This is a genomic window from Pyrobaculum ferrireducens, assembly GCF_000234805.1.
In the GTDB taxonomy this organism is placed as follows: domain Archaea; phylum Thermoproteota; class Thermoprotei; order Thermoproteales; family Thermoproteaceae; genus Pyrobaculum; species Pyrobaculum ferrireducens.
This window is the reverse complement of sequence record NC_016645.1, coordinates 1,977,701-1,992,562: the sequence shown is the minus strand read 5'-3', so window position 1 is coordinate 1,992,562 and position 14,862 is coordinate 1,977,701. Positions and strand designations below refer to the sequence as shown.

At 59.0% G+C, this 14,862-nt stretch carries 20 protein-coding genes; 15 read left to right on the top strand and 5 right to left on the bottom strand.

The features are described 5' to 3' along the window. The first annotated feature begins 98 nt into the window (after positions 1-98). The 4 genes from P186_RS11180 to P186_RS11165 all read left to right on the top strand — a co-directional run bounded on the left by P186_RS11180 (position 99) and on the right by P186_RS11165 (position 3,936). Positions 99-692, top strand: coding sequence for a MarC family protein (locus P186_RS11180; protein WP_148683015.1), 594 nt, complete (start codon positions 99-101; stop codon positions 690-692). After that, the gene (locus tag P186_RS11175) at positions 680-994 is read left to right on the top strand and encodes a ribonuclease H family protein (RefSeq protein WP_014289601.1); all 315 of its coding nucleotides are present in this window, start codon (positions 680-682) and stop codon (positions 992-994) included. The genes P186_RS11180 and P186_RS11175 overlap by 13 nt, the downstream gene beginning before the upstream one ends. 99 nt (positions 995-1,093) lie before the next feature. After that, positions 1,094-2,995 (top strand): 2-oxoacid:acceptor oxidoreductase family protein, encoded by a 1,902-nt coding sequence (locus P186_RS11170; protein WP_014289600.1) that lies wholly within the window; start codon positions 1,094-1,096, stop codon positions 2,993-2,995. Between the two features lie 2 nt (positions 2,996-2,997). Then, complete coding sequence (locus tag P186_RS11165; protein ID WP_148683014.1) at positions 2,998-3,936, top strand: 2-oxoacid:ferredoxin oxidoreductase subunit beta; 939 nt, start codon at positions 2,998-3,000, stop codon at positions 3,934-3,936. On the opposite strand, the gene P186_RS11160 is transcribed toward P186_RS11165, so the two are convergent. After that, entirely contained in the window at positions 3,931-4,563 is a 633-nt protein-coding gene (locus P186_RS11160) for a YkgJ family cysteine cluster protein (protein ID WP_014289598.1), read from the bottom strand. The genes P186_RS11165 and P186_RS11160 overlap by 6 nt on opposite strands. Before the next feature lie 256 nt (positions 4,564-4,819). On the opposite strand from P186_RS11160, the gene P186_RS14405 reads away from it, so the two are divergent. The 5 genes from P186_RS14405 (at position 4,820) to P186_RS11145 (ending at position 7,099) form a co-directional block, all read left to right on the top strand. Further along, positions 4,820-5,164 carry a hypothetical protein gene (locus tag P186_RS14405; RefSeq protein ID WP_237179404.1) on the top strand — a complete coding sequence of 115 codons (345 nt, stop codon included), beginning with the start codon at positions 4,820-4,822 and terminating at the stop codon, positions 5,162-5,164. A 13-nt stretch (positions 5,165-5,177) separates the two neighbouring features. Next, the gene (locus P186_RS11155; protein ID WP_014289595.1) at positions 5,178-5,567 is read left to right on the top strand and encodes a hypothetical protein; all 390 of its coding nucleotides are present in this window, start codon (positions 5,178-5,180) and stop codon (positions 5,565-5,567) included. A gap of 22 nt (positions 5,568-5,589) precedes the next feature. Beyond that, on the top strand, positions 5,590-5,871 hold the full coding sequence (locus P186_RS11150; RefSeq protein WP_148683013.1) for a hypothetical protein: 282 nt from the start codon (positions 5,590-5,592) through the stop codon (positions 5,869-5,871). A 71-nt stretch (positions 5,872-5,942) separates the two neighbouring features. Next, entirely contained in the window at positions 5,943-6,107 is a 165-nt protein-coding gene (locus P186_RS13910) for a hypothetical protein (protein ID WP_158307148.1), read from the top strand. Then, positions 6,104-7,099, top strand: coding sequence for a pyridoxal phosphate-dependent aminotransferase (locus P186_RS11145; protein ID WP_014289592.1), 996 nt, complete (start codon positions 6,104-6,106; stop codon positions 7,097-7,099). Before P186_RS13910 ends, P186_RS11145 begins: the two co-directional genes overlap by 4 nt. Here P186_RS11145 and P186_RS11140 read toward each other — a convergent pair. After that, positions 7,074-7,538, bottom strand: coding sequence for a PaREP1 family protein (locus tag P186_RS11140; protein WP_014289591.1), 465 nt, complete (start codon positions 7,536-7,538; stop codon positions 7,074-7,076). The two genes, P186_RS11145 and P186_RS11140, sit on opposite strands and share 26 nt — an antisense overlap. Positions 7,539-7,614: 76 nt before the next feature. On the opposite strand from P186_RS11140, the gene P186_RS11135 reads away from it, so the two are divergent. After that, on the top strand, positions 7,615-8,727 hold the full coding sequence (locus P186_RS11135) for a SufD family Fe-S cluster assembly protein (protein ID WP_148683012.1): 1,113 nt from the start codon (positions 7,615-7,617) through the stop codon (positions 8,725-8,727). Here the strand turns inward: P186_RS11135 and P186_RS11130 are convergent. Further along, positions 8,724-9,971 carry a tRNA(Ile)(2)-agmatinylcytidine synthase gene (locus P186_RS11130; RefSeq protein WP_014289589.1) on the bottom strand — a complete coding sequence of 416 codons (1,248 nt, stop codon included), beginning with the start codon at positions 9,969-9,971 and terminating at the stop codon, positions 8,724-8,726. The genes P186_RS11135 and P186_RS11130 overlap by 4 nt on opposite strands. Continuing rightward, complete coding sequence (locus tag P186_RS11125) at positions 9,968-10,780, bottom strand: ABC transporter substrate-binding protein (protein WP_014289588.1); 813 nt, start codon at positions 10,778-10,780, stop codon at positions 9,968-9,970. The genes P186_RS11130 and P186_RS11125 overlap by 4 nt, the downstream gene beginning before the upstream one ends. Positions 10,781-11,148: 368 nt before the next feature. Here P186_RS11125 and P186_RS11120 point away from each other — a divergent pair, with 368 nt between their 5' ends. From P186_RS11120 to P186_RS11100, 5 genes are read left to right on the top strand one after another with little or no spacing between them, the layout of a single operon-like run. Then, a complete protein-coding gene (locus tag P186_RS11120) occupies positions 11,149-11,343 on the top strand; it encodes a hypothetical protein (protein WP_148683011.1) in 195 nt (64 codons plus the stop codon). Continuing rightward, on the top strand, positions 11,330-11,893 hold the full coding sequence (locus P186_RS11115; protein ID WP_014289586.1) for a nucleotidyltransferase: 564 nt from the start codon (positions 11,330-11,332) through the stop codon (positions 11,891-11,893). The genes P186_RS11120 and P186_RS11115 overlap by 14 nt, the downstream gene beginning before the upstream one ends. After that, on the top strand, positions 11,871-12,431 hold the full coding sequence (locus P186_RS11110; RefSeq protein ID WP_014289585.1) for a class I SAM-dependent methyltransferase: 561 nt from the start codon (positions 11,871-11,873) through the stop codon (positions 12,429-12,431). The genes P186_RS11115 and P186_RS11110 overlap by 23 nt, the downstream gene beginning before the upstream one ends. Before the next feature lie 27 nt (positions 12,432-12,458). Continuing rightward, positions 12,459-12,779 (top strand): ATP-binding protein, encoded by a 321-nt coding sequence (locus P186_RS11105; protein ID WP_148683010.1) that lies wholly within the window; start codon positions 12,459-12,461, stop codon positions 12,777-12,779. Continuing rightward, a complete protein-coding gene (locus P186_RS11100) occupies positions 12,703-13,470 on the top strand; it encodes an ATP-binding protein (RefSeq protein WP_158307147.1) in 768 nt (255 codons plus the stop codon). Before P186_RS11105 ends, P186_RS11100 begins: the two co-directional genes overlap by 77 nt. On the opposite strand, the gene P186_RS11095 is transcribed toward P186_RS11100, so the two are convergent. Further along, the gene (locus tag P186_RS11095; protein WP_148683222.1) at positions 13,459-14,838 is read right to left on the bottom strand and encodes an elongator complex protein 3; all 1,380 of its coding nucleotides are present in this window, start codon (positions 14,836-14,838) and stop codon (positions 13,459-13,461) included. The genes P186_RS11100 and P186_RS11095 overlap by 12 nt on opposite strands. Positions 14,839-14,862 lie beyond the last annotated feature (24 nt).

Below are 14,862 nucleotides of genomic sequence, written 5' to 3'. Positions count from 1 at the left end.
GTGGCTGTATTTTGGTGACGAGGCGCGTGAGGTCGGATTGGTGAAGAGTATTGTTGGCTGAGTGGGTAAAGTCTTTAAATCCTCTGTGTGGGTGTGTCGTGACCCCCGTGGAGTTCTTGGGTTTGGTAGGTCAGCTTTACGCTATTATGAATCCCATAGGGAAGCTTGCCATTGTAGGCCCTCTCGCTGTTGAAAAGCCTGAGTACGTCCGGAAGATAACCATAGTCGTAGTTGTCACGGTGTACATCCTATCGTCCATCTTCGCCTTAAGCGGAGGGGTCATCCTGGCCGTGTTTGGCGTCAGCATCGACAGCTTTAGAATTGCCGGCGGCATTGTGTTGATGGCTATTTCCATAATGACTTTGGTATCTGGCTCCTACGTGGGCCGTCTGGAGATTACTGAGGAGCAGGCGGTTGTCCCGCTGGCGACGCCTCTAATAGTGGGCCCGGGCACTATCACTGCTCTAATCATAATGTCGTCTATATACGGCCCGGCAACTGCGCTGGCGGTTTCTGTGACCGCGTCCACGGCAGTTGCGGCGACGTTGCTACTAGGCATCAGAGTTGTTAGGTACGTGGGGGCCACGCCCATGAGGCTCCTCGGCAGATTTATGTCTCTTATCATAGCCTCGGTGGCAACGGAAATGATTCTAACAGGTGTTAAAAACCACGTAGCGAGATGGATGTCGTAGATGTAGATAGGGCACGTGGAGTCCTACCCCGGCTCAGCGGGGCGGTGCTCTACATCTACGGGCCGTGTGCACTATACAGACTCCTAAACACATATTTCGTAGCAGTGAAGCGGCTGTCCTCCGACTTATCTGATTTGGTGGAGGCGGTTAAATACGGCCTCTCACACGCCCCGGAGCTCCTTGGCTTTAGCTACACGGTGGTTGAGGGAGATTCGGACGACGAGGTGGAGTTCTTGAGAGGGTTAGAGATGAGCCAATTAGGAAAGATTATTTACGTTAAATGTTGGAAAACATATATATAAATACAGTTTCTGTATTACTTAGGCTGTTTGGAGCAAGTTAAAAAACTTTGAATATAAATAATACAAAAAATATAAATATACATAACATTTTTAGAATTAATGAAAATTAGTTTCTTAATAGGAGGCCCCCAGGGTAGAGGTGTTGAGACTGCGTCTTTCATGTTTATATACGGCGTCGGCTCCGCGGGGTATTATGTATACTCCAGGAGGGAGTTCTGGAGTAACATAGCAGGTGGGCGCCATAGCTATGTAGTTGGGACAATATCAGAGAAGTGGCCCGCCCCGGCGCCGGGAAACTCTGTAGAGCTGGCGCTGACTTTCGACGGCCACGCGGTGCTGGAGCACGTCTTTCACTTAAAGAAGGGGAGCTACTTAGTGTACAACACTGAGGAGGACTCCAAAACTCCTGATAACTACGCGATGATGTCTAAGGCGCTGGCAGACAGATTGAAAAAATTCGCAAAGGAGAACGGCTTCGAGCCCACGGTGAAGGGCTACGTAGATTACCTAAGGCGAGGCGGCGTCGAGGTCATCGGGTTGCCCTATAATAAACACATCACCGAAATTGGGAGGAAGATTGGGGTTACGTCGCCGGTTATGTTGGCCAGATTTGTAAACACCTTCGTAGTGGCATTAGGCGCGGCGTTGCTGGGTCTCAGCGATGAGTACGTGGCTAGGGGCGTCGGCTTTGCTCTTGGGAAAAAGGCAGATGTGATTGAGCAAAACAAGAAGGTAGCGGCAGAGGCCATGAAGCTGGTGGATAGGAGAATTGCCGTACTAGAGCCGAGGGAGCCAGGCGTCAAACGCGTGTTCTGGAATGGAAACGAGGCCTCTGGATATGGCAAAGTAGTGGGGGGGATTAGATTTATCGCCTATTACCCCATAACCCCCGCCACTGACGACGCCATGACTTTTGAAAGGCTGATACCATTCCCAGTGGCGAGAGATGCCGGGGAGTTCTCTAAATATGAGCGAGTTGGCGCCGTGGCCTTCCAAGCTGAAGACGAGCTTGCGGCTGTGGCTATCGCGACTGGTGGTGCTATCGCCGGCGCTAGGTCGGCCACCGCCACCTCTGGCCCGGGCTTTAGCCTAATGGCTGAGGCGCTCTCCATGGCGGGCATGATGGAGATTGGGTTGGTAGTTACGTTATGGATGAGAGCTGGGCCAAGCACTGGGCAGGCGACGAGGCAGGGTCAGCAAGATCTATTATTTTCGCTATACATAGGCCACGGCGAGTATCCCAAAATAGTCTACGCCAGCGGCGACCTGGAGGAGGTTTTCCTAGACAGCATCCGCGTGGCTAACTGGGCCGAGAGATATAGAGTGCCGGTAATTCACCTCCTCGACAAAAACCTGTCTAATACATTCGCCGTGATGCCGCTACCAGATCCATCCAAGGTCAAGATAGCCACGGTGAAGCCGGTGGTGTATCCACAAACTAAGGAGGTGGAGGCCTATCCCCTAGATGAGGAGATACCGCCTAAGTTGCTACCCGGCGTGTCAAACGCAATATTCCACCTAAACAGCCTGGAGCACGACCCCGAGGGCGACCCTGAGGAAGACCCGGTGGTGGTGGCGAGGATGTTCGAGAGGAGGATGGCGAAGCTGAGGTTGATTGAGCAGGAGATACCGCCTGAGGAGAAGCTAGTCTACTACGGCCCCGAGAACGCCAGACGTGTAATGGTGGGGTGGGGCTCCACGAAACCCGCCATACTGACGACACTTGAGGAGCTACGCGATGTGGGGTTCCTGTACATAAAGCTACTGTACCCATACCCCGCCGAGCTGGTGCGGAGGTATCTCCAGGGCAGAGAGGCACTCTTCATCGAAAATAACTACTATGGCCAACTTGCGCTGACAACCCGCATGTACGCTGGAATAGAGCCGAAGGCCGTCGCCGTTAAGTTCAACGGGAGGCCCATAACCAGCGATGATGTTTTATACGCCTTTAAAAAATTCGAGGAGGGCCAAAACATTATTAAAATAGAGACGGATTTGTGACTATGCAACAGGTTGTTAAGAGGACGGCCGCCGATTATAGGTGGCTACGCGCGCCTGAGTGGTGCCCCGGGTGTGGACATTTCGGCGTCTTGCAAGCCATCTACAACGCCTTTGCGGAGCTTAACCTCGACCCCGCTAACGTGGTGCTTGTCTCCGGCATCGGCTGCTCCTCACGTCTTCCCCACTACGTCCGCACCACTAGCGTACATGCAATACACGGGAGGGCTATTCCCTATGCCCTGGGGATAAAGCTGGCAAATCCCTCCCTCGAGGTGGTGGTGGTGGGCGGAGACGGAGACTTGATGGCTATAGGCGGCAACCACCTACTCCACATGGGGAGGAGAAACGTCGACATGACTGTTATCCTAATGGACAACTCGGTATATGGACTTACGAGGGGGCAGGCAGGCCCCACCCTACCAGCTGGGATTAAGGTAAAGGCTGTGCCCAAGGCAAACCCCCAGAGCGAGATTAACCCACTCCTCATGGCGCTCACGGCGGGGTTCACCTTCATCGCGAGGGGCTACTCGTACGACATAAAATACACCACGCGGCTGATCGTAGAGGCGATTAGACACAGGGGTAGCGCCTTTGTGCAGATATACAGCCCCTGCGTAACTTACAACAACATAATGACGAGGGAGTGGTACGAGAAGAGGATATACAAACTAGAAGAGGCTGATCCGAGCTGGGACCCCGTCGTCCACGACGAGAAGGAGCTGGACACCAAGATACGCAAGGCGCTTGATAAGATAGTGGAGCGCGAAAGGCTCCCACTTGGCATATTCTACAAGAACGAGCTTATCCCAACCTTCGAGGAGCGGTATGAAAGCCTATACGACCCCAACTACAGGGTCCTCCCGCCTGCACTACAGCCAGTAGAGGTGGATGGCAAATCTATCATAGACTTCGAAAAGCTCATCGCAGACAGATTGCTATAGAAACTTTTCAATAGTCAGCTCGGGGTAGAATCGGCGGATATAGGTGAACCCGTTTATGATGGGGAAGAACGGGTATTTCCCCTCCTCGTCTAGCTCCGCCTCCCCCCTCTTCCACAGCTCTGACAGAATCTTGGCGTATAGATACCGCTTCTCCAGCGTCTTGACGGCTACGCCGACTTCTCTCGGCGCGTATTTCACAGCCACCTTTACGTTAGCCATATGCGCCACGTCAGCCGCCGTTAAGTCGCGGCGCACCACTGGGCATAGAGTGGACATCACAAACTTGACATCCATCCTAACCTCGCGCGCCGCCGGGTCCAGCTCGTAGCGGATAATCTTCGGCAGGTAGGGAAACGACCTGCACGTCAGAGGTTTGTAGAGGCCATGCAACATACACCTCGTCCCGTCGAGAAAGGGACAGGCGCCACCCTCGTCGAGGTGCATTAAGTACGACAGAGCCACCCTGAGACTAGACTTTAAATCGGCAACCTTGTAGGCAGGTGTAAACACCACCTCTACGCCCAGATCCCTGGCGTATTTCTGCAGGATGTACACTTCGTGTGGCAACACGGTCACCGGACTGGCTCTGCAACACAAGGCGCAACCCGGCTCGCATCTAAACGTCACAGTGATGAACTCACGCTATGACTTTATATACTCTCGCGCCGCGTATCTACCAGCCGGCGCTACATATCTCTAGGGTGAGTTTTTCGAAATTCGGCGTGGTGTATAAAACCACAGTAGAACAATTACGTATAATTCGGCGCGTGGGTTCTATTTGTCTGACTTTTTCCTACATGTTTTCTTCTGTCTTAAAGGGCGCGCCGGCGTCTACTATGCAGAGGGCTGTTGGCCTAGTGGAGGGGGCGCGGTTTGGGGAGTTGTGTGGCTACCTCGGCGGCCTCCGCCCGCCGCCTTCCCCCACTATGGAGACTTCTGGCTAGTTGTGGAGTGCCGAGCGGGGTCTGTAGACTCCTCGACCTCTCAGCCGGGGCGGCGGCTAACCCCCCTCTCCCTTCTCCTCTTGACTCCCAGCTTCCCCTCTCCCTCCACCACGGCTTTGTACATTGAGACGACGGCTTTCAGAGCCGGCTGGTTGGCTAACCGCGGCGATGAGAGGGCTCAGCGGCTGAAGGAAGCCGAGTCTAAGGGAGAGGAGGTGCGCGACCGCCTAAAGCGGTACTTCCGCGAAGGCGAGCAGTGGGGCTCTGTGAAGCCGCCCATTTAAAAAGGGAGTCAAGGTGGAGGGCAAGAGGGTGAAGGTGGAAGAGGTGGAGGCGTGGAGAGAGCAAAGCGAGACAAGGGAGCACCTAGTCGTAAGAGTGAAGGCAAAGGTGTTCGACGGGAACAGCGAAGCGGCAGTGGAGAAAGATGCAAAGTTCTACAAAGCCAGTCGCAACATGATTAAGGGCTACGTCAACATACACGCCGGCGCCGAGGGAGGCCGCAAGGCGGACTACGCGAGGACTGCGGCTGTGCTGAAGGCCCTCGGCGTCGACAAGTGGAGCAGAAAAGGAAAGACAGATACAACTCACCGGAGGCGCCCTAGATGCGCTGATGAGGCTGAAGCCCGTGTGCAGAGCGTTGGGAGTGTGCTTCTAAACAACATACCCGCGCCATTAAACTTTTAAATTACCACCGGCAAGAGTGGTCGTGCTTGACAATGTATTGGCACTACTGGGGCCCCTCGTAATCGGGTTCCTAGTAGGGGTACTGGCCAAGAGGGTACTGTCGCTGGCCGCCGTCTTAATAGCCCTCTTCATCGCCTTGGCCGCCCTGGGCTACCTATCCCCGGATCAAGTCACGGCCTTTCTAAAACAACTTGGGTACGCTACCAACGAGGCGCTGGCCTACGCCACGAGAATAAAAAACGCGATACCCTACTCCTCGATCACATTCCTCATTGGACTGGCGCTGGGCTTGTGGAAGGGCTAGTACTAGACACAATGCGCCGCTGACAGCTACACCGCCTTTGTTAAATATGCCACTCATTAACCACTACACCTATGAGGGCGGACGCCCCACTTATGAAGCTACTGTGTAACAGTGGTCTTCGGATGCTTAGCGGCGTATCGCGCCTACGTATCGATTCGCGGCTGGGGGAGGCGAAGTACGTAGAAAGCCTCTACGCAACAAGCCTGCTGACGCAGTTTGGGCGTGGGGGGCCATGACCCTCCCGCCGCCCGCCGGCATTCTTAAGCTTGACCAGAACGAGGTGCCCATACCGCCTCCGGAGCATGTTGTCGCGGCCGCGGCCCAGGCGCTGTCTGTGAGTAACTGGTATCAGCCCGCGGCTCTGTACGACGAGGTTAGGCAGCTCTACGCAGAGTATTCGGGGGTAGACCCGAGCCGCGTCTGGCTGTTCCCGGGGGCAGACGACTTTTTCGACATATTGCTACACAGGGTAAAGACGTTGGCGGCCCCCCGCCCCACGTACTTCCTCCTAGAGGACCAGTCTGCGTTTCACAGAGTGGCCCTTGTGCAGAGCCCGCTTACGGGCGAGGAGTTCCGCCTAGACTTCTCGGATTTTCTAGACAAGGCCAAGAGGGCGGACGCCGTGTATGTAGACAACCCCAACAACCCCACTGGCCAGCTCCTACTGGACCAGAGAGAGGTGGAGGAGCTACTGGCGCTGGGCAAGCCCACTGTCATCGACGAGGCGTATTTCGAGTTTTCCGGCGTGACTGTGGCCGGACTGGTGGATTCCTGGCCCAACCTCGCCGTGGTTAGGACAATGTCAAAGGCGTTTCTAATGGCCGGGTTCAGAGTTACGCCGGTGCTCGCCGGGAGGGGCTGGGAGATACACTACAACACGGTGAGGTTTAGAGTGTCTCTTGCTTCTCTCGCCGCGGCCAGGGCCGCCCTGTACAAAAGGGATTACGTCAACGACGTGGTGAGGCAGATAAGGGAGGGCGCCGAGCTTCTGAGGCAGGGCCTCGCCAAGGCGGGGGTCAAGACGTGGCCTACGTGGGCCAACTTCCTCCTAGCCAGAGGCCCGCCTGGCTTCGCCCAGTTGCTCAGAAAACACGGAGTATGGGTCAGAGACGAGGAGCAGAGGCTCGGCCCGGGCTACGTCCGCATTACCGTGGGGACAAGGGAGATGAACCTCCAGCTACTGAGGACCGTGGCTGCCGTGCTCAGCCCCGCCTCTGCGCCGACTTAGCCATCTCCACGGCGTATGACCGGACGGACTCCGCCGCCTTTAGAAGAGCTTCTATATCTCCCCTCTCGAGGTGTCCCTCGTAGAAGTTTATATGCAACTGCTCAACGGCGGCGAACATGGTGATTAGCTCCGGCCTATCTCTAGCCAGCCGCCTCACCACAGCCCAGATTAGTCTGTGAGAGTCGTGCGGAAGCCCCGTGACCTCTGCGTAGGCCTTCACGGCTTGCACAACTGCGTTCCATATCTTCTCAGATGCCTGTCTCAAGTCTCCTAGCGATAGCAACCTCAGCCCCTCCCTCCAGAACCACTCAGAGGCGGCTAGATACGCCTCAACCCTCTCCGGGGGGTCCGCCTCCCGGGCTAGGAGCTCTAGGAGGTATGCATCTGCATCCTTCCCGAGCTGTTCAACCCGCCTTTTTAGCAACGCCAAGGGCTCCACGTATATAATCCGCGGTATTAAAAATTAATTAATGTCCATGCCGTTAAGATAATAAACTCTAAACGACGTGGAGGCCATGGATGTTAAGTCAGCCAGGTCGCTTGGGGCGGAGCTGGTGGGTAAGCTTCCTTGGCAGGAGATCGCTGACTCACCAACCATTAGGTACTACACCGACTGGTCTAGGTTTGAGGGGTTTAAGCGCTTGGAGGCCGCGCCGAGGGTTGAGTTGCCTGTCTCCGGCTGTGAGGTTGTTGTCTACAACGGCGTGTTGCTGGGGGCTGGGAGGTGCGGGAGGGTGGAGGTGGGGGTCGCCGACGACGTGTTTAAAGAGATACAGATAAACAGCAAGATATTGGCCCTGCACGCCGCGGCGCTGAGGGAGCCCGTGTCTGTGAGGGTGAGGGGCTCGGTAGGCCCCCTGGTGGTTAAGTTGCTGGCCTCTGAGAGGGGGGCCCACGTGGCTAGCCACGTCGTGTTGGATATCGACAGCGCCGCCTCGGGCTCTGTAGTTATCTACGTCGAGGCGGGGGAGGGGGTGATGCACACCGCCGTGGTGGAGGGGGTGGCCGGCGGCGGTGTGGAGTACGTGCTTGTGTCTAGGGGCGGGGGGCCTCAGTATGTCCACTCAGCGCTTTCCGTGAGGAGCGCCCTCTACGCGAGGCCCTTGGTGATGGGGGGCGTGATGAACTCGGTGAGGGAGGAATATGTGACGGGGGAGGGGGCCTCTGTTGAGGTGGTGGGTCTTGAGCTGGGCACCGGCGCCTCTAGGCTTGACCACGTGGTTTCTGTTATAAACGACGCGCCTAGGGGTAGGGGTCGCGCCCGGCTCTACGCAGTGGCGGCGGACAAGTCGTTTGTTACGCAGAGGGCCGTGGGCCGCATCACGAAGCGGGGGGTTGGTAGCGACAGCGCGGTGGAGGGCGTGGTGTACATAGCGGGGGAGGGGGCCGTCGCCAACACCCAGCCCATCATCCTGGTGGAGACTGGCGAGGTGGAGGGGGCTAGGCACTCGGCCGCCGACGCCGCGCTGGACGAGGAGAGGGAGTACTACCTCAGAGCCAGGGGGGTGAGGAGGGAGGATCTGCCTAAGTTGCTCATTGCGAGCTTGATAGATCAGTACCTCTCGTCGCTGTCGGCGCAAGCCCGGGGTTTTGTAGAAGAGGTTGTCAAAGCCCCGGGCGTGCTCTAGACAATCCACCTGACGGCGCTGGGGGAGAAGAAGCTTGCGATCTCCGGCTCAACCCCGGGCGGCCTAAGGAGGTGGCGCCACTCGCCGGGCCTGGGCAGAATCAGAGCCCTGGGGGCGTGGTCGTATATCCACCTGGTGGCGGCCCGGCGGAACAGCGTGCCGCAGACGCGGCATCTCCAGCCCTTCCCAGCCCCGGCGCTTTCCAGCGAGCCTCCGCAGTAGGGACACCTCTCTCTAGCCCTCCGGTAGCGCCCGAGGATGTACGCCCTCTCTACGTATAGGTAGAGCCGCCCCCCGCGGGGCTTCAGCCCCCCGTAGAGCTCCACGTCGCACCCAACGCACCTCTCCAGCTCAGCCGCCATTCTCCCCAGATGTCTATAGACCACGAACGGAAGGCCGCTGTCCAGCCACCCCACAAGATGCCTCCCCCCCACCCTCTTTACGCCTTGTATTACCCCCCTGGCTCTGTAGAAAGAGTAGGGATAGGGCTCTTCGAAGTAGATCCCCAGCTCGATGTGGGCGTCCACGGCTTGGTTAGTCCTGTAGATAACCCAGCCCGACGGCTTGAAGCCCCAGCTTTCTAAAAGAGACTCTGCGTATACGAGGTGCTGGGGGGTTAGCCCCCTCACGCCGAAGTACACGGGGTCGGGCCCCCTGGGCTCGATCAACACCCTGTTCCTATCGACGTTGTGAAAGGTGAATGGATAGGTGAGGGCCTCCATGGTCCTCGCCAGCTGGGGGGGTATCGGTAGCCTCTCCCCCTCGCGGTAGGCGATGAGCTCGAAGGTGGAGAGGGGGAGCTCCGCCCCCACGGCGGCGGCGGCGCCTATCCTACCCCTGCCGCCCCACGTCTTAAGCCCTGCGCGCTCAGCCGCGCTTATGCTAACCACCTGCGTCAGCGCCATTCTGTATAGGACCCGCGCGCGCTCCGGCACGGCGCCGACGGCCATGGCGACGCCTGGGTCTGTCTTGCCCTCCCGCCTGGCGAGGGTTTGGACCACCTCCACGGCGAGTCTCCAGAGCTCATCTACGTCGCCGGGCGGCACATCTAGGGCTAGGGACACGGCGGCGTTGCCCCTAGTCTTAAACGGCACGTTGGGGTTCAGCCTAATGAGCCGGGGGAAGTCTTGGAAGGCCCCGGGGCCCCACCTCTTCAACACCTCCTTCGCAAATACGTAGCCTACATACGTTGTGCAACCCCCCCTGTGGCTGTCTGTGTCGTCGATCCCTATGTAAACCCTCATCTATAGGGGCCGTACCAGGCGTCCCGCAGGGAGGGCCTCGAGACGCTGGAGGCGCCCCCCGCCCACCTCTCCCCCCTGGCGACGGCGGCGGTGAGGAGCCCGAGATCTAGGGGCAGAGAGGGGCCGTAGTGCGCCAGGGTGTCGTTTGGAGTCACCACGTACTCCCTCCCCCTCAGGAACTCCACCTCACGCTCGCTGTAGCTCCTCCCCCTGGCTTCGTAAATCACAAAGCTAGCCCTTTCCAGCAACCCCAGCGGGGGCTCTTCGTAGTGTATAAAGACGCATGGGAGCCCCCCCAGATATCTCAGACCCGCCTTCGTAAGCGCGTCCGCCACGTAGGAGTTGCTGCAAGCCACGTCGTACACGCCGAGGTTTATAATCGCAAGAACGCCGTCGTACAGCGGCGCCCCCCTCAACAAATCTCGGTACACCCCGGCTAGTCTGTCCCCCTCCTCGTCGCGATCGAAAAGCCTTGCGAAGAACCTAAATACGGCAACCACCGCGTCGATATTCACAGGTGTCGGCACAGCCACAACAGCCCTGGACACCTCCGCCGCCTTTTCTAACAAATGTCTCTGCACCGGGTAGTAGAGGATAAACAAGTCGGGGGCCAGCGCCCGCGCCCGTTCCACATCGAAATCTGTAAACGTACCCACGATAGGCACCTTCATCAGCTCCCTCGGCCTGTACGAAAAGGCATCGCGCCCGACGACCTCAACGCCGAGCAACGCCAAAAACTCGTTAACAGACGGGTTAAGACTCACAACTCTCCTAGGCACCCCATCAACACGGCCCATCAGCAACACCATTAACTCACAAAAACCCGATATAAAAACAAGCACAGATATACTACAGGGGCAACCGTGTAAAGCTTATATCCCAGCACTGCTAGAAAATAGGGGCGCCGAGGGGACGGGGCTGGCTCGGAGACGGCCAGCCTCTGGAACCTCCCGCACCGCCGCGGGGAGCCTCCAGCGGGCCGCCGAAAGGCGGGGGTAAAAACCAGCTGGAGGCGCGGCCCCCAAGCAGGGCCTGTGAGGCCCGCGCGAGGCCCGGGTAGGGGGATAGACACATACCCCAACAGAAGCGGGGGTACCCGGCGCCCCCCCCCCTCCCCACTGCGTCAAGCAGACAGCCGGCTCCATTGGGTATTTATAACAGATGCATTTTGATATATGTGGGGCGTGTAAGGCGTTTCCCCAAGGAGGCGGCTGAGGAGAGGCTAGAGAAGATTATCATAATGTCTGCGAGGCTGGGGCGAAATGTGATTTGGCCTTCAGACGATGTATTTACGCTTAGAGGCCTCGAGCCGCATAAGAGGTACAGAGTTAGGTTGATGGATGGTGTATACGTCGTGGATGAGCTCCTGTAGCCCCGCGCTTGGGTTTTTGGCTGAGCTGAATGAAGAGGTTTGGCGGCGTGGCCTAGGGAGGGTAGTTGTTGTGGGCGGCTTCGCGGTGGAGCTGTACAGCGGGGTGGCCTACAGAAGAGGAGATATAGATTTTGTCATAGATACCCCGAGGGTGAGGGAGGCCCGGCACGTCTTTGAAGAGCTTGTTGCAAAACGTGGGTGGAGAAAGGTGTCGCGGGTGTACGAGGGGCCCGGCGCCCTCTACCTAGACCTCGTCGGATATACCTACACAGGCCGCGTAAAGGGGTTACGTACATGTGGAGGTAGCGTATACGTCCAGTCGCCGGAAGACGCCATTGTGTCCAGCCCCAACTCGTGCGTCTACGGGGAGCCCCCAGCCGACTGCGAACGCGCCGCCGCGGTGCTGAGCGCACAGAGAGAGCACCTCAACCGGGACTACCCCCTTGAATTCGCAAGGGGCAACGGCGTTGATAAAAAGCTGGAGGAAATGAGGCGCGTCGTCGAGAAGACCTTCTCAGCTCTACAAGATGTGGTGGGCGAAAGAGGCTAGAGAGGCGTACATCTCAATCGGTGAGGAGTACGAGGCGACGAGGAGGAGGCCTCTGCCCGTCGCGGACTTCGCCTCGTTCGGCCGCAGGGCGCTTGACGTCGGGTGCGGCAGGGGGGCCCAGCCGAGGTATCTGGAACATGAACACGGCTTTGTTGTCCACTGCGACCTCGACCGGAGGATGACGCCCGGCGGGGATTCTGTGGAGTGCGAAGCGACGATGATGCCCTTTAGAGACGGTGCCTTCGACGTGGTGTACCTTGTGGCGGTTATCCACCACATGCCCCGCGACGCGGCGGCGCTTGCTTTAAGAGAGGCTAGGCGGGTGGGGCGGGTGGCCGTGGCTACTGTCTGGGCGCCCGACGTTTGGAGGGGGCGCGAAATCGCGCCGGGCGTCTGGGAGGTGCCGTGGGGAGGCAAAGCCAGGAGGATCTACTTCCAGTACCAGCTGGAGGACCTGCTGGCCGTGGCCCCCACCCCCGTCCTCTCGGCCGGGGTAATGCGGAGGGGGAGGCACTACAATTTCTACATAGTATTTTGATATTTAAAAACGCAGGCTTGGCAACCTGTGGTATTTATCGGCAGAGAGGCTGAGCTGAGCTGGCTTCGGGAATATGCGGGGGCGGACAGATCTACGCCGTATGTAATCTACGGCCCCGAGGGGTGCGGCAAAACGGCGCTGGCCCTGGAGGCGGTGAGGCGTTTTTCACGCTGGTATCCACGCGGGGTGGCCTTATATCTAGACGGCAAAGCGAGGAGGGGGGGAGGACGTCTTCAAGAGCAATATACAGCTGGGGGATATCCTAGCAGATGTGGCAGCCGAGCTCCTAGGCCGGATAGGCGGGGCGGCGGCGCGGGCGGCAGTGTGGCTACTAGGGCGGGTCGTTGAGCGCCTCGTGGAGAGGATGTCGCCGTCGAATATCCTCGTGATAGTGGACGAGCTCTTCTCAGCCGTCGGCGTCAGAGAAGGGGCGGTGGTGGTGAAGCACGCCCAGGAGCTGGGCGATAGGCATCTGAGGTCTCTAAAAGCCGAGGCGGGCCTCATACCCAGGCCGCTGGCGGGCGTCCGTATCGCATACCTAGTATTTACATCTGAGGGCGCGTCCAGGCGGGAGCTTTCTAGACACAGCTGGGCCCACACGGCGCTGATGTGGAATATGGACAAAGACGACTTTAAACGCCTCAACGAGGCCGTGGGCGGGCCTGACTTCGCCACGGCGTGGAGGCTCTGCGGAGGAAACCCCCGTTGCCTCTTCCAGCTGGCAGAGGCTGGGTGGGACGCGGAGAGGTATCTGGCGTCGATATCCTCGTCGAGGGGGGTGAGGTGGGTGGTGGCCAAAGCCGCCGAGCTGGGCCTCACCGATGCGTTAAAAGAGGCCGTGGAGGACCCGGACATTTTGGCGGAGCCCAGCGGCTTGAGGCTCGCCAGGTTGCTTGAGAGCCGCAACTTCGTCGTCGAGCTCTCGCCGGCGGCTATAGGCGGCGTCCCGAGCCGCGATCCTGAGCTGGGGGTGGGGAGGCTGTACGCCTGGCAGACCCCCGCGCTTAGAGACGCCGTGGCGAGGGCTCTACGAGGCTGAGAGCTCTTTACACATATATGGACCGCACCTCTCGTACCCCAGCTTGCGGAAGTAGGGCCTCGCGCCGACGCCGCTGATCACAGCCACCCTCTTCGCGAACTCCGCGGCGATCTCCTCCGCCCTCTCCATCAAAGACCTGCCTATACCTCTGTGCTGCCACCAGCCCCCCTCCGCGCCGACGGGCACCTCGGGGCCGTAGACGTGGAGCTCTCTAACCAAGGCCGCCCCCCGGAGCTCGGGCCTGTGGGGGCCGTGGGGGATCCTCAGCCGCAGAATCCCGTAGAGAGTGTCGTCGGGCCCCACCGCCTCTAGAAAAACCTCCACGCCCCCCGACGCCACGTACTCGACGCGCCTAACCTCCACCGGGCCGGGCTGAATCGGCAGGCCGTTGGCCAGCTTCACGCCGGCCTCCCTACAGCGGATCTCCACACACCTCAGCCCAAGCCTCTCCATATGCCGGAGCACCACCTGCCTCATGTTCCCCCACCTGGGGCCGTCCACAACGTGGTGCAGAGGGATGTCGCGGCCGAGGCGCATGACCCTGGCCCATCTGGGCACCGCCGCGTATATCCTCGCCAGGAGGTCAAGCCAAGTCTCCTCGTCGTAGCTTCGGTACGCCCCGCGGCGCCACTCCTCGTACAACGCAGTCCCCGGCACCACGTACGTGGGGTATATCTTGACGCAGTCCGGCATGAAGTCCGGGTTTGAAAACACCTCCCTCACCATCTCCAAGTCGCGGTCTGGATCGCTCCCCGGCAGGCCCGGCATCAGGTGGTAGCAGACCTTGTAAGCCGAATCCTTCAAAAGAGCCGTCGCCCTAACCACCTCGGCGGCGCCGTGGCCCCTCCCAACCCTCGCAAGTACGTCGTCGTATATAGACTGGACGCCCAGCTCAACCCTAGTCACTCCCAGCCTCAGTAGGAAGTCCACCTCTCCCGCGTCCACGAAGTCGGGCCGCGTCTCCACCGTGATCGCGACGAGGCGCATAGCCGCCGACTCGTTCCTAAGCTGCTCGGCCTCCAAATCCGGCGCCGGATCCGCCGAGCCCGCCCAGTTGGGGTAGTCGTTCAGCGCCTTGAAGACGTTAGCCACAAACCACTCCCGGTACCACCGCGGCAAGGCGCCGAAGGTGCCCCCCATCACCACAGCCTCGATCTTCGACGGGAGGTGGCCGTTCATAAGATACACTTTGATACGGCCAGCGGTCTGCAGATAGGGATCGTATCGGCTCCTCTTGGCACGGAGAACCACCGGGCTGTCGGGCATGTAGGACTTGGGAACCCCCTCCGCCGACGGGCAGAAGGTACACCGGCCCGGACACGGAAACGGCTCTGTCATCAGAGCCACTACATGCACGCCGCTCGCCATCCTAATAAAGCGCAGAGGCCTCTC

Bases quoted from the DNA above. Each gene is read 5' to 3' on its own strand.
- P186_RS11175 (WP_014289601.1), top strand. From the start codon at position 680: ATGGATGTCGTAGATGTAGATAGGGCACGTGGAGTCCTACCCCGGCTC.
- P186_RS11170 (WP_014289600.1), top strand. From the start codon at position 1,094: ATGAAAATTAGTTTCTTAATAGGAGGCCCCCAGGGTAGAGGTGTTGAG.
- P186_RS11165 (WP_148683014.1), top strand. From the start codon at position 2,998: ATGCAACAGGTTGTTAAGAGGACGGCCGCCGATTATAGGTGGCTACGC.
- P186_RS13910 (WP_158307148.1), top strand. From the start codon at position 5,943: ATGAGGGCGGACGCCCCACTTATGAAGCTACTGTGTAACAGTGGTCTT.
- P186_RS11145 (WP_014289592.1), top strand. From the start codon at position 6,104: ATGACCCTCCCGCCGCCCGCCGGCATTCTTAAGCTTGACCAGAACGAG.
- P186_RS11135 (WP_148683012.1), top strand. From the start codon at position 7,615: ATGGATGTTAAGTCAGCCAGGTCGCTTGGGGCGGAGCTGGTGGGTAAG.
- P186_RS11130 (WP_014289589.1), bottom strand. From the start codon at position 9,971: ATGAGGGTTTACATAGGGATCGACGACACAGACAGCCACAGGGGGGGT.
- P186_RS11125 (WP_014289588.1), bottom strand. From the start codon at position 10,780: ATGGTGTTGCTGATGGGCCGTGTTGATGGGGTGCCTAGGAGAGTTGTG.
- P186_RS11115 (WP_014289586.1), top strand. From the start codon at position 11,330: ATGAGCTCCTGTAGCCCCGCGCTTGGGTTTTTGGCTGAGCTGAATGAA.
- P186_RS11110 (WP_014289585.1), top strand. From the start codon at position 11,871: ATGTGGTGGGCGAAAGAGGCTAGAGAGGCGTACATCTCAATCGGTGAG.
- P186_RS11095 (WP_148683222.1), bottom strand. From the start codon at position 14,838: ATGGCGAGCGGCGTGCATGTAGTGGCTCTGATGACAGAGCCGTTTCCG.